Consider the following 13,828-nt stretch of genomic DNA (forward strand, 5'->3'; position numbering starts at 1 on the left):
ATGCACAATGAACTAAAGAATAGCTACCAAGAAATTATCAGTGCTGTTGGTGAAGACCCACAACGCGAAGGCTTACTTGATACCCCAAAACGCGCAGCAAAAGCGATGGAGTATTTAACCAAAGGCTACCGTGAAACCCTAGGTGAAATCACTAATAACGCAGTATTTACGTCGGATGCAGACGATATGGTGTTGATTCAAGATATTGAGCTTTATTCAATGTGTGAGCACCACCTGCTGCCGTTTGTTGGCCGTTGCCACATTGCCTATATCCCAAATGGTAAAGTATTAGGTTTATCTAAATTTGCGCGTATTGTTGATATGTATGCACGACGCTTTCAAATTCAAGAACAATTAACACATCAAATAGCTAAAGCTGTTGAGGAAGTTACAGGGGCTAAAGGTGTGGGTGTTATAGTTGAAGCCAAGCACATGTGCATGATGATGCGCGGTGTCGAAAAGCAAAACTCAAGCATGCGTACTTCAGTGATGCTAGGTAACTTTAGAGCTGATCCAAAAACTCGTAATGAGTTTTTACAATTGATAAAAGGTTAATCTATGGCCAATGCGATTATTAATGTCACCAACTTACGGCTGCGAACTTTTATCGGTTTTAACCCCGAAGAACGAGAAAAAAAGCAAGATGTAGTGATTAATTTAGAGATCCACTATCCTGCAGAGCAAGCCTGTGAAACCGATGAAGTTGACCAGGCTTTAAACTACAAAGTGATCACCAAAGAAGTGATAAATATAGTAGAAAACGGGCATTTTTTGCTTTTAGAAAAGCTCGTTGCAGAGATTTTAGCTGCTTGCCATAGCCACAGCAGTGTACATTATGCAAAAGCACGTGTTGATAAACCCCACGCTTTACGCTTTGCTGACTCTGTATCGCTTACTCTCGACTGGGCTAAATAACCTTATCGATCCCTATGGCAAAGGCCAGCACCACTAAATAGCGAGCGCCTTTGCCAAGCGCAACTAACCATATGAATGTCCACCAGCGCACCTTAAAAATCCCGCCAACGACAGTGAGCGGGTCCCCTATAATAGGCAGCCACGCAAACAATAAACTATACACACCATATTTTTTAAAATGCAGTTGGGCTTTATCAATACTTGCTTGTGAGACAGGAAACCACTTTCGGTCTTTAAAGCGTATTACTTGCGTACCTAGCCAGTAATTGACACAACTCCCTAACACATTCCCCACGGTGGCAGTTAACCACAGCAACCAAAGTAGATAGTCTCCCTGCGTAACCATCGCAGTTAGCACCAGCTCGGAGGAGCTAGGTAATAAGGTCGCTGAAATGAACGCGGTAAAAAATAAGCTTAAATACGCCATGTTTGCCTATCAGTAGAGCAAAGAAAAACCCAGCAATTTGCTGGGTTTTTAGTGAAAATTGAACGTGTTATTTTATCAAATTTAAACTGATTGGGTAGTTAAACTCTTTGCCGTCATTCGCTTTTATAGCTCCAACCACGACCATAATGAATGAGAATACCGCAACTATAGGTAGTAAAATAACGCCAATCGCTACAAACATTAAAATAAAACACACAATATAAGCAATCAGCATGGTTATTTGAAAGTTCAGCGACTTTTTACCATGCTCATTCACAATCGGCATTTCATCTTTTTTGATTAACCAAACAATCAATGGGCCAATAATACTGCCCATTGGCACGATAAACCCTGCAAGCGCGCTTAAATGACATAACATTGCCCACGTGCGCTGTTCTTTATCTACCACAACTGGTTCAACCTGTTGATTTTCTTCCATTATCATCTCCTTTTTTATCTATATTGACGGTTTTAAGGTATAATGTCTATAAAACATCCAACTATAAAGTAGTAAAGTACACTACAGAAAGTGGGCTGGTAAAACTGTGATAAAAAAGTGATAAGTTTGTGAGGCTTTCATGATGTTGCTATTTGATACTGAAGTTGAATCATCAATTACAGGAACAAATTATGAAAGCTTCAACATTTACTCTTGCAGTAGTAGCTGCACTTGCTAGCCAATCTTTATCGGCTGCAGAATTAGAAATAAAACTAACCAACCTTACCCAAGGCTTACATTTCACACCTATTTTAATAGCCGCCCACAATAGTGATGAGGCGTTTTTTACAGTCGCCATGCCCGCATCAACCGCATTACAAACCATGGCTGAAGGGGGTAACCTAGAACCACTCATTGCCCAAGCAAATGCCTCAGGCAGTGATATCGTAGCAAATCCAGCAGAGGGATTATTAGCGCCAAGTACATCAACAATGACGACATTAATGACCAGTGATAGCAATGAATACCTATCTGTGACGGCGATGCTGTTACCTACTAATGATGGTTTTGTTGGCTTAGATAGCTGGAAAATCCCAACTGAGGTAGGCATTTATTCTGTGTATTTAAACGCTTATGATGCGGGTACTGAAGCAAATAATGAACTTGTAGTAGAAGGCTCAGGTGCGCCGGGTACACCAGGCATTCCAGCAGCGCCTGGTGGTAACGCCGGTACTGGTGGTAGTGGTTTATCAAGTACAGATAACAATACCATGGTACATATTCACCCAGGAAACCTTGGCGATGACGATTTAACTGCTGGGACGAGTGACTTAAATAACACAGTACATAGATGGTTAAACCCAGTTGCAAAACTAACCATTACCGTTAAATAGGAGCCTTGCTATGTTAGCCTTTAATCGACGTTTAATGATTATTGCTCTTGCTGGTACCTTAGCAGCTTGTAGTGATTCAAATGATAGTGATGATCAAGTCACTCCAACACCAGAGCCCATCAGCTATACCTTTACGGTACAGGTAAGTAATTTAACCGCTGGGCAACCATTTTCACCTATTGCTCTAATCGCACATAATGAGGGAGCACTGTGGCAAATAGGTGAACCTGCCTCAACCGCTTTAGAGCTCATGGCTGAAGGCGGCGACAATAGCGTACTGTTACAATTTGCTGATGCTATTGCAAGCGTATCAGGCGATGCTCCAGTCGCACCTGGGGCGCAAACAACACTCACAATCACCACTGACAGTATTGAACAATTAAAATTATCACTGAGTACCATGATGGTGAATACAAATGATGGTTTTACCGGTCTTAATGCTATGGATGTGTCTTCGTTAGCTGTTGATCAAACATTAACGCACTTCACACTCGCTTATGATGCAGGTACCGAGAGTAACTCTGAAGCCTCAGGAACTATTCCAGGCCCAGCAGATAGCGCAGAAGGGTTTAATGAAGCCAGAGATGATGTAAACGTTATTGCAATGCACCCGGGGGTTGTTAGTCAGTACGACGGACTGGCAGCTTCAATATTAAGCAGTGAACATAAGTTTGATAACCCATTAGCAAAAATCGTCATTACGCGGACACAGTAACTTATTTCAGGGCGAATGGATGCGCCCTCTCATAGAGATAACTGTATGCAACACGAAAAAATATTAATAATCGAAGACGACAGAGCGATTAGGCAATTGATTGTTACACAGCTTGAGCCACTTAACCTTCATATTGATCAAGCCGACAGCGCCGAAGCGGCATTGAAAAAAATTGCAAAGCACTCCTATGGCTTATTATTACTCGATATCAATTTACCACAAATGGACGGCCTCAGTTTATGTCGAAAAATTAAAGAACATTATCCAGCTATAGCTGTCATTTTACTAACGGCTTTGAGCTCTGATATGGATCGGGTTATTGGTCTTGAAATGGGTGCCGATGACTATATTTGCAAACCCTTTTTTGCTCGTGAGTTACAAGCTCGGATAAAAACTCAACTACGTCATCGCGATCAATTAATGGCAGCAGCTATAATGGATGAGCAAACAATCAGCTGCGAAAAAAGCATTCAGCTTGGTTCATTACATATTGAGTTTGCCAGTCATCAAGCTTTTTTAGCGAAGCAGGCTATTAACCTCACTGCGACTGAGTTTGACTTGTTAGCTTACTTTGCTCGCCACCCCAATCATGTTTTTAGCCGCCAACAACTGCTCGATAAAGTGTGGGGTTACCAGCATAGTGGTTATGAACATACCGTAAATTCACACATAAATCGTCTGCGCGCAAAGTTAGAGCTGCACCACCAAGCTCCCTTTATAGAAACAGTGTGGGGAGTGGGCTACAAGCTCAACCCGAGTCAATTGAGCCACTAAATTATGAAACTAAATCTTGGTTTATCTTTATATCAAAAATTAGCGTGGTCGCTAGTGGTGATTTTTTGCCTTATTTGCGCATTAGTATATAGCTGGAGTAAAAAGCTTGAGTACAGCTCACAACATCATGCCGAACAAAATTTACATATCAATTTAGCTGAGCATTTAGTGCAAGATAACCCACTCATTAAACAGGGTATTTACGACTACAAAGCACTAGAAAACCTATTTCATACCTTGATGCTGCTTGGCCCTGCATTTGAGTTTTACTTTGTTGATCCAAAAGGAAAAATTATCTCTTACTCGGCTGAGGCCGGGAAAGTTAAACGCTCCCACATCAACTTATCGCCTTTAAAGCGTTTAATAAATGATCCAACTTTAACCCCCGTTTACGGCGATGATCCTCGAGATAGTAATAAGCAAAAGATTTTCTCGGTTGCACCCGTTAATCATCAAAATACACTGCAAGGCTATATGTATGTGATTATTGGTGGGGAAGCTTACGAGACAACATTAAATAAAATAAAAGCCGATGACAGTCTGTACCTCAATGCAATGTGGCTAATGGCTGCATTACTGTTTTTATTTATTGCCATGCTACTGCTTTTTAAGTTTTTTACATCGCCAATTAAGCGCTTAGCGAATGATATAAGCCGTATTGAAGCTGCTAATTATCAATTAACTGATTTTCAGCTACCTGCTTATAGCAATAAGAATAATGAAATTGATCATCTTAGCCGTGGTATTCAAGCCATGCTAAGCCGCATAGATGAACAGTTTAAAGCGCTGCAACAAAGTGATTTACGCCGCCGTGAACTATTGACTCATTTATCCCATGATTTACGTACGCCACTTGCTTCTTTACAAGGTTTTTTAGAAGTACTCACTAGCCCAAATAGACATCTTTCGGCACAGGAACAACAACACTATTTAACGGTTTCAAGTAATAACTGCCAACAACTTAAGTTATTAATTGAGCAAATTTTTGAATTAGCAAACCTCGAAAGTGGCCAAGTAAAGATTAATACTGAAACATTCAATTTAGGTGAGCTTATTTATGATTGTGTCGCAAAGTTTAGCTTAACTGCGCAAAATAAAGGCATTAGTTTAGGCGTTGAACCGACTATCTGTGACTTTACTGTAATTGCTGATATTGCCAAATTAGAACGGGTTTTAAGTAACCTTATTGATAATGCAATTCGCCATACAGCTAAAGGAGACAGTGTAAATATACGGGTTACTCAAACACAAAACCAACAGCTATATGTAGACGTGAGTGACACTGGTATTGGTATCAATAAAGATGAGCTCACCGCTATTTTTGAGCCTCATTATCAAGGTCGCAATTCAAATACAGCGGGCCGTCAGCAAGGTGGTTTAGGATTGGCCATTTGTAAAGGCTTACTCAAACTCATGGACAGTGAAATTAATGTTCAAAGTGAATTGGGTAAAGGCACGCAATTTAGATTTAATTTAGTGCAAAAAATAAAGGCGTGATATTAAATCACGCCTTTGCTTTTAGTATTTTTAAGCTACTTTTCAATACCAGCTAAATCTAATAAGAAAGCATAATTAAGTGCGGTGTCTTGTAGGCTTTTAAAGCGTCCAGATGCACCTCCATGACCGGCTTCCATATCAATTTTAAACAATAATTTATTGTTATCTGTTTTATACTCACGAAGCTTTGCAACCCATTTAGCGGGTTCAAAGTATTGTACTTGTGAATCATGTAAACCCGTTGTCACAAGCATGTTGGGATAAGCCTGTTTACGAACTTGATCATAAGGTGAGTACGACAACATGTAATCATAATACATTTTCTCGTTCGGGTTACCCCACTCTCCATATTCATTCGTTGTCAGCGGCAGACTTGCATCAAGCATTGTGGTTACTACATCGACAAACGGCACAGCTGCTACCATGCCTCTATAAAGCTCTGGCGCTTGATTTGCCACCGCGCCCATTAATAAGCCACCAGCACTTCCACCCATAGCGAACATTTGTTTCTCATCGCCATATTGCTGTTTTATCAACCCTTTCGTGACATCAACAAAATCGTTAAAGGTGTTCTTTTTATTGAGTAGTTTACCATCTTCATACCAAGGGCGCCCCAGCATTTGTGAACCACGAATGTGAGCAATAGCAAAAACAACCCCGCGATCCAATAAACTTAAGCGAGAGCTAGAGAAACTTGGGTCCATTGTCGCGCCATATGAACCATACGCATATTGTAATAGTGGATTTGTACCGTCTTTATTAAATTTATCTTTACGATAAACCAAACTAACCGGTACTTTCACGCCATCACGAGCGGTAATAAATAATCGCTCTGAGGCATAGTTATCGGCATTAAAATCACCAACAACGGTTTGCTGCTTAAGTAAGGTTTTTGCTGTGCTATTTAAATCAATATCGTATGAGCTACCTGGGGTCGTCATACTGGCATAATAAACACGTAAACTTGGGTTATCTAACTCATTATTACCATAGGCATGAACCATATAACTGCTGTCGTTAAAGCTCAATGCCTGTTCATCACCACTGGTTAAGTTGCGCACCGTTAAACGTGACTGCCCCATTTCCCGCTCTTTATATACTAAATGGTTTGTAAACAGTTCAATGCCTTCAAGCTTAACGTCATCACGTGCAGGGATAACAGTTTGCCAATTCGCTTTATTATGGGCTTTGTCTTTATGCACTTTCATTAACTGAAAGTTCACCGCATTTAAGTTTGTAACTATGTAATACCAATCACCGTGTTTAGCAATATCGTACTCAAGATTTTCTTCTCGTTCGATAAAGCGTTTTGGCTGCGCTGTAACGTTATTTGCATCTAACACAGACACGCCTGATGCACTTGTACTCCCATGCCAAATATAAATTTCTTGCTTATCTTTGCTTTTACCAAGCCCAGTGTAATAACTGGTATTAGCTTCTTCGTATACTAGTACGTCTTCTGATTGTGGCGAGCCAAGCGTATGGCGATAAACTTGATAGCCTAATAATGTCTGTAAATCCTTTTTGATGTAATAAAACGTTTTATTATCATTAGCCCAAACAACATCACCACTTGTTCCTTCTAGCTCATCTTTAAGCAACTCACCCGTGCTTAAGTCTTTAACTAAAATGGTGTAAATACGACGGCTTACCGTATCCTCACCATAGGCCAGTAAATGACCATTAGGACTGACCGATAAACCTGTCGCTGAATAGTAATCATGGCCTTCTGCCAATTTATTTACATCTAAAATAACCGTTTGGTCAGAACCTTTTGCATCAGTGCTACGTACATAAGTTGGGTATTCATTATCACCCCGCGTTTGCGATGAATAAAAGTAGTCACCACTTTTGGTTGGCACTGAATCATCATCTTTTTGAATTCGCCCTTTTAGCTCTTCAAATAAGGTGGATTGAAGGTTTTTTGTATGCGCGAGCTGTTGGTCTGTATAAGCATTTTCAGCGTTAAGGTGTGCAATAACTGCAGGGTCTTTGCGTTCATCATCGCGCATCCAATAATAGTTATCGATGCGAGTATCATCATGAATCGTCATTTCATGAGGTATTTTTTTTGCAACCGGCGCTGATGCTTGAGTTTGCTCAGTCACACTTTGAGTGTTGTTCATTGTTGATTGTGTTTTTTGTTCTGGCGCTTTATTGCATGCCGATAAAATTGCGACAGATAGCGCTGCAAGCGCAAAAGAATGGAGAGTTTTCATAGTATTCCCTAAAGTTATTATTTTTTTCCATGGTCAATAATATCTATGTACCGATAAGTTACTATAGGCATTTGTAAAGCAATGTAAAAAGGGAGCCGAAGCTCCCTTTATAAAATATTACGATTTACTAGTTTTACTGTTATTTTTGTTTACGACGACGCATAAACGCAAATGGTGCAACTAGTAATGATAACCAAGCTAGTGAACCTGAATCACTTTTTTTAGTTTCTGGTGTAGTTACAACATCTTCACTAGGATCTTGCGTGACTGAAATGACTACATCGACGGCATCAGAACTATTATCTGCCGAGTCAATTGCAGTAACTTGAACCGTGATTTCTTCACTTGTTTCAAAATCAATATTACCTGCAACTTTCAATTCACCTGCATCTGAAATACTAATTAACTCACTACCTGATACGGTATAACTTGTGATTGGTGTCGCATCCATATCAGGATCTGTGGCTGTCACTGAGCCAATAACAGTATCTACAGTTGTATTCTCCTGTACAGTAAAGCTTTGTTCAGCATCAATGACTGGCGTAACTTCTGCTCCTTCATCCGCTATATTATTTACCATTACAGTTATCATTACTGACTCTGAAATATTACCTGCAGTATCCGCAGCAACAACTTCCAGCTTAACCTCTGTCAAGCCTGCTTCATAGTTAAGCACATCTTGATTCATCACAATTACTTCGCCCGTAGATGTGATATCTACAGCTGTAGAAGTAGAGTTTAGAACAATAAACTCAGAAACTGGGTTAGCTAAATCTGCGCCATAAGTTGCTTCTAGAGTACCAATAATAGTCCCATTTTCTGTGTTTTCATCTACGGAAAACTCAGCATCACTAAGTACAGGCGCGGTATTACCGTCACTTACAGGAGTTGCTAGATACACCTGAGAACCTGAGTCAGATAAAATCATGAAATCCGCCCCAGCATTAAGTAACGTCGCCGATACTCCCGGCTCCAAGCTCTCTAACGCCCCCATGTCATCAATCATCGCAGCATAGCTATCTTCTGATGCATCTCTAAATGTGTAGGTTCCCATAGCCACATCGCCAGTTCCTGTTGCAACCGGTGTCCAAGTTGCTTCTTCAGTACGGAATCTAACTGTCGCAGTAATACCAGCTTCCATATCTTCAGCGGTTAAACCAAAGGCACCGATACAGCTACGCAAAGTAAAGTGATTATTACCAATCGTTTGGTAAATACCGTCAGAATTTCCAGAGCCGGAGCCATAGCTATGAGTGAAGGTGATTGCTGTGCCTGGCTCTATATCTTCATAGAACCACTCAAGCATGCCATTTTGTGCTGTTACATCATATGCACCATCTTGGTCCAAATCAAAGTCAGCCATGAAACCACCCACATAACTATGCGTAATCCCCTCATTGAATACCATAGTCGTCAGTGTTAAATAGCCTTGTTCACAAACCTCACTAGGAACAGCAAAAGTCTCAACCGATGCACCGACAATATCAAAACGATGCTCTTCATCTACTTCATCAAGTGCCACAATAGGTGCAAATACAGGAGCTAAAGGTGCAGCACCTATGTTTGTAAGCTGATGAGCAGGACCATCTTCGGTCATGATTGGCATGATACTTACCTCAGCGTTTGCTTTAGGTAATACATGATAGACAAGATGCAATGCAGGCTCATTTCCCTCTGAAAAAATTAAAGCACCATCTAGCTCTAGGTTAGTCAAATCATGCGTAGCATCTAGAGAACCAACGTTATCTGCCGTTAATGTCCATTCAGGTAATGTAGCTGGGTCAATCGTTGCAATGACATCAAACGACATCGTTTGACCTGCAGGGACCGTGACTGTTTCAGGGTAATCAAGAGAGAACGAGCCTCGTTCAATATCGTTAGTGAAGCGTTGCTCTAGTGATAATGTATACACTTTATCTTCGTTTGAAAAGTTTTTCACTTCAATGGTTTTCGTGATACTAGTAAGTTGAGATGCATTCACTAAGCCAAATGATAATGCAGCTTGTTTTGTATCTGCCGCCCAAGCTGCAACAGGTAAGTTTGCTGCTTTATTTACATCCACTAAACCTGCACCGATATAACTAATAGGCGCAAGCTCTGTATCTGGATTTGTTGCAACAGGCTCCATTGTCACATTAAGGTTAGCAGTGTTCATAAGCGTCGCTTTTAACTCTAGCGCATTACGCTCAGGATGAACTTCTTTTAATAAACTCATCGCACCAGCGGTCATTGGCCCCGAGAAAGAAGTACCCGTTGCGCCAGTTAAGCCATCACCTAGGCCTGGGTGAGCTGTCATTATATTAACACCTGGAGCGGTAATTTCAGGTTTAAGTAATCCACCCATTGATGGGCCGCGCGATGTAAAGTTAGCTATCGCACCAGCCAAGACTAAGCGCTCTAAAGTAATTGTAAAATCATCGCCTGCTTTTAGTGCATTGCCAGCTTGCAGAGTAACACCAACTGACGGAATTGTAACCGTAGGATCCGAGCCACCCATAGGAGCTGGTGTACCGTCATCTACATTATTAGCAATAACAACAAATTCAGCCCCATTGGCTTGTGCGGCAAGAACTTTTACTGTAAATGCACAACCACCACGGTCAATAATTACACCTTTACCAGTGAAATCAACATCCGTATCAAATGCTAAACAACCATCTTGGTTAGCATCAGGGTAAACTAACTCAACATCCTCATTTGAGTAACTAAAAGCAGCTTGCGGACCAAAACTTGCTCCTTGAACAATAATACTTTCACCAGCAATCATGCCACTAACAATGGATTCTTCTTCAGTAGGGTGAGTCATTGCACCTACCGAAAGTGCATTTTCAGTGGTGCTTGGTCCGCCAACAATAAATGGGTATGCACCATCATTACCAGCAGAAATAACTACGCTTGTACCAAGTTTCACCGCTTTATTAATAAATAGCCCAACAGCATCATTCGCAATATCACCATAATCGCCACCCAGAGACATATTAATAACATCGACTCGATCAGAAATATCCCCATCGCCATTAGGATCCATCGCATTCTCTAATGCCAGTAATTGTGCTAAACCCGGGCAGGTAACATCATTACAAACTGAATAAACAAAGAGGTCCACATTTGGTGCGATTCCATTTACCGAGTGAGAGACATGAGTACCATGATTGGTATCGATATCAATAGGGTCTGCATCGTCATTAATGTAATCATAACCACCTAAAACTTTCCCTTGCGGCCAATCAACAGAAGCAGGATCTGCAGTTGCAGCAGCATATGCTTCGTCCGTGCCGGCACCGCCAAATGCGGTGTGGGTATAATCTATTCCAGTATCAAGCACAGCAACACGAATCCCCTCACCTGTTGCCAGACCGTTAGTAACTAATGGCGTTGCATTAATATAATCTGCACTGTCAGCTACATGCAATTCATAATCATAAATTGGCAAAATATCAGAAACTTGAGAATTATTAAGTAACTTAACGATATCCGCTTTTTTACCATTAACAATGACTGAGCTCACAAGTGTAGAGGTTTTAGCAATTACCTGAACTGGTAATCCCATATTTCTAATATCATTTTCAACACTCACCTGAGCCGCCACAGCATTCGCTTTAACGCTTGCAACATCTTGATAGAATTTATTCGCAGAAACAGTCGCTGGAGTGTTTAATTTTACTAACCAACTAGTTACCTCACCTCTAGCTTGTTCTTTTTTTGTCACACTTGTTGTTTTAATATCTTTTTGTGCTGCTAGATTATACTTCGTATAGTCATTAGCAGCATGAGCTGATCCACAAATGGCGCCGGTTATGGCAAGAGCAATAGCTGAACGCTTAATTGTTTTTGAATACATATAATTCCCCTGGATGGTTATGTTTCGTTGTGGTTGTTGTATGATATAAATAGGGTTTAAGGGAAAAGAATATAAAGTGCTAATACACAAAAGTACAACAACACAATTACAGCCAAATAACAAAAAGCCGTAACAACACAAATAAAAACCGTAAAACACTGTTATTTAAGAGTTTATAGAAAACCCCAAAATGTAAACAAATGTAAAGGGAACAAAGTGAATTCAGAAGTTATTAACATATTAACAATGGCCAAGGTTATTCAAACAGCTGTAGCCCCTGTTTTTTTGATCACAGGTATTGCGGCAACATTAGGGGTTCTTTCAAATCGTTTAGCACGTATCACCGATCGCGCACGGCAGCTTGAACGCAAACTAAAAGTAAGCATTGACGAAGATTTTAATTTATCACTTACCACCGAACTTAGGGCTCTACTTAAACGCTCTCGCTGTATCCACATCGCATTTAGTTTAAGTGTATTAAGCGCTGTATTAGTATGTGCCGTGGTCATGCTATTATTTTTGTCGCATATTCAAGCAGTTAATTTAGGAGTAACCATAGGTAGCTGCTTTGTCGGCGCTATGGCGTTATTAATCTGTGCATTTATGTCATTGCTCGGCGAAGTATTCCTCGCTACTCGAAGTATGCGCAGAGGAATGATATTTGCTGATATTGATATCAATGATTAAGAGCTGATATCAATGATTAAGACCCGATATTAATGATTGCACTTAATACTTGAATTCAAGATCGATTAAAATACAACGGTTAAAGCTTAGTTAAGTTTAACCGCAATAAACTTGTATTCTTATGAATGCTAAGATACAACAGATAAGTGAGCTTATTTTATCTATCAAGGGGCAAAAGGAATGAAATTAAAACAGGTATTTTTAGGAGCAATCCTATCAACTCTGACACTCGGTGCGTCAGCCAACTCAGCATTTGAAGAGCCAAAAGATGCAATTGAATATCGTCAAGCAGCATTTTCAATGATCCGAGTACAAATTGGTGATATGGGCGATATGCTCAAGGGTAAAGTCGAATTCGATGCTGAGCGCTTTAAGCACCGCGCAAATAACGCAGCTGCATTATCAAAAATGCCATGGGAAGCGTTTGTTGCAGGCTCAGATAAAGGTGATACTGCTGCACTACCCGCTATTTGGAGTGACAACGAAACCTTTATGAAAAAAGCCGCAGCTTTTCAGCAATATGCTGACGAATTAGCCGTTGCGGCACAAAGTGGCGACAAAAAAGTAATCGCTAAAGCGTTTGGTCCGTGGGCTAAAGGCTGTAAAGATTGCCATAAGTCTTTCAAAGACTAAGCAATAACTTGAATACTAAAACGGCGCTATTTAGCGCCGTTTTTCTTTTTTAAAAGCAAATTCAACTCAATAAATAAGCCAGAGGCTCTGCCCCCCACGTTGTCATTAATACAATTAATAACACCGCAAAAATCACAAATGCAAGCCATGGCGCTTTCGTTATTTTTTCATTACTATGGGGCTGATTTGTTTGAGTGTTACCTGTGATCATCGCTTTTACGAGCTTTTTACCCCTGAAACGATAAATTATGATGGCTGTTATATGTAAAATAATCGCGTAGAAAAGCAAATCAAAGTTTCTATGGTGCACCCAACTTGCCCATTCAACGATATTACTTGATACATATTGCACTAAAGGGCCATCAGTTAAAATATCATCTGTTGTCATTAAGCCACTGATTAACTGCACCAAAATTAATATAAAAAATGCAATAACCATATAACTACCCGCGGCGCCATGTCCGGGCTTTGAGTCACCTACTTTAAATGATTTTAATGCAGCCAATGGAGAATGTATTAGCGCTGTTAACTTTGCTGTTTTACTCCCTATCACCCCCCAAATTAAGCGGGTTATTAATAGTGCTAAAGTAAAAAAGCCAGCCACAAAATGTAGCTCCAGCATGCCCTCTTCTGCACTTAAGTACAAAGTGGCAATTGCAATCACTAATAACCAGTGGAAGCTACGTATAAAGCCATCCCACACCTTAAACTTGCCCATTCTCGACCCCTTTAAATAAAAACATGATTATTCCAAATTTTGACTAACTTAGCATCTTTACTGTTCAGAG

At 40.4% G+C, this 13,828-nt stretch carries 13 protein-coding genes; 8 read left to right on the top strand and 5 right to left on the bottom strand.

Going from position 1 to position 13,828, the window contains the following annotated elements; all coding sequences use genetic code 11:
• Window positions 1-555, top strand: coding sequence for a GTP cyclohydrolase I FolE (folE, locus tag NQT69_RS16665; protein WP_256828805.1), 555 nt, complete (start codon window positions 1-3; stop codon window positions 553-555).
• Window positions 556-558: 3 nt separating this feature from the next.
• Window positions 559-915, top strand: a complete 357-nt coding sequence (gene folX / locus NQT69_RS16670) for a dihydroneopterin triphosphate 2'-epimerase (RefSeq protein WP_256828806.1) — start codon at window positions 559-561, stop codon at window positions 913-915.
• Here the strand turns inward: folX and NQT69_RS16675 are convergent.
• Both NQT69_RS16675 and NQT69_RS16680 read right to left on the bottom strand, forming a co-directional pair.
• The gene (locus NQT69_RS16675; RefSeq protein WP_256828807.1) at window positions 908-1,342 is read right to left on the bottom strand and encodes a YqaA family protein; all 435 of its coding nucleotides are present in this window, start codon (window positions 1,340-1,342) and stop codon (window positions 908-910) included. The genes folX and NQT69_RS16675 overlap by 8 nt on opposite strands.
• 67 nt (window positions 1,343-1,409) lie before the next feature.
• Entirely contained in the window at window positions 1,410-1,781 is a 372-nt protein-coding gene (locus NQT69_RS16680; protein ID WP_256828808.1) for a DUF4870 domain-containing protein, read from the bottom strand.
• Window positions 1,782-1,972: 191 nt separating this feature from the next.
• Between NQT69_RS16680 and NQT69_RS16685 the strand changes: the two genes are divergently transcribed.
• The 4 genes from NQT69_RS16685 to NQT69_RS16700 are packed head-to-tail and all read left to right on the top strand — an operon-like array spanning window position 1,973 to window position 5,660.
• Complete coding sequence (locus NQT69_RS16685; RefSeq protein WP_256828809.1) at window positions 1,973-2,674, top strand: spondin domain-containing protein; 702 nt, start codon at window positions 1,973-1,975, stop codon at window positions 2,672-2,674.
• Between the two features lie 10 nt (window positions 2,675-2,684).
• Window positions 2,685-3,389 (top strand): spondin domain-containing protein, encoded by a 705-nt coding sequence (locus NQT69_RS16690; RefSeq protein ID WP_256828810.1) that lies wholly within the window; start codon window positions 2,685-2,687, stop codon window positions 3,387-3,389.
• A 45-nt stretch (window positions 3,390-3,434) separates the two neighbouring features.
• Window positions 3,435-4,163 (top strand): response regulator transcription factor, encoded by a 729-nt coding sequence (locus NQT69_RS16695; protein ID WP_256828811.1) that lies wholly within the window; start codon window positions 3,435-3,437, stop codon window positions 4,161-4,163.
• A 3-nt stretch (window positions 4,164-4,166) separates the two neighbouring features.
• Complete coding sequence (locus NQT69_RS16700; RefSeq protein WP_256828812.1) at window positions 4,167-5,660, top strand: sensor histidine kinase; 1,494 nt, start codon at window positions 4,167-4,169, stop codon at window positions 5,658-5,660.
• Window positions 5,661-5,695: 35 nt separating this feature from the next.
• Here NQT69_RS16700 and NQT69_RS16705 read toward each other — a convergent pair whose 3' ends face one another.
• Together NQT69_RS16705 and NQT69_RS16710 are read right to left on the bottom strand one after the other, a co-directional pair.
• Window positions 5,696-7,879 (bottom strand): S9 family peptidase, encoded by a 2,184-nt coding sequence (locus tag NQT69_RS16705; RefSeq protein WP_256828813.1) that lies wholly within the window; start codon window positions 7,877-7,879, stop codon window positions 5,696-5,698.
• Between the two features lie 139 nt (window positions 7,880-8,018).
• Window positions 8,019-11,720, bottom strand: coding sequence for a S8 family serine peptidase (locus NQT69_RS16710; protein ID WP_256828814.1), 3,702 nt, complete (start codon window positions 11,718-11,720; stop codon window positions 8,019-8,021).
• A gap of 216 nt (window positions 11,721-11,936) precedes the next feature.
• On the opposite strand from NQT69_RS16710, the gene NQT69_RS16715 reads away from it, so the two are divergent.
• Window positions 11,937-12,407, top strand: coding sequence for a DUF2721 domain-containing protein (locus tag NQT69_RS16715; RefSeq protein WP_256828815.1), 471 nt, complete (start codon window positions 11,937-11,939; stop codon window positions 12,405-12,407).
• A gap of 180 nt (window positions 12,408-12,587) precedes the next feature.
• A complete protein-coding gene (locus tag NQT69_RS16720; protein WP_256828816.1) occupies window positions 12,588-13,040 on the top strand; it encodes a c-type cytochrome in 453 nt (150 codons plus the stop codon).
• A gap of 61 nt (window positions 13,041-13,101) precedes the next feature.
• On the opposite strand, the gene NQT69_RS16725 is transcribed toward NQT69_RS16720, so the two are convergent.
• A complete protein-coding gene (locus tag NQT69_RS16725) occupies window positions 13,102-13,758 on the bottom strand; it encodes a cytochrome b/b6 domain-containing protein (RefSeq protein WP_256828817.1) in 657 nt (218 codons plus the stop codon).
• Between the last annotated feature and the right edge of the window lie 70 nt (window positions 13,759-13,828).

The sequence above is a fragment of the Pseudoalteromonas shioyasakiensis genome, assembly GCF_024518675.1.
GTDB classification, from domain to species: domain Bacteria; phylum Pseudomonadota; class Gammaproteobacteria; order Enterobacterales; family Alteromonadaceae; genus Pseudoalteromonas; species Pseudoalteromonas shioyasakiensis_B.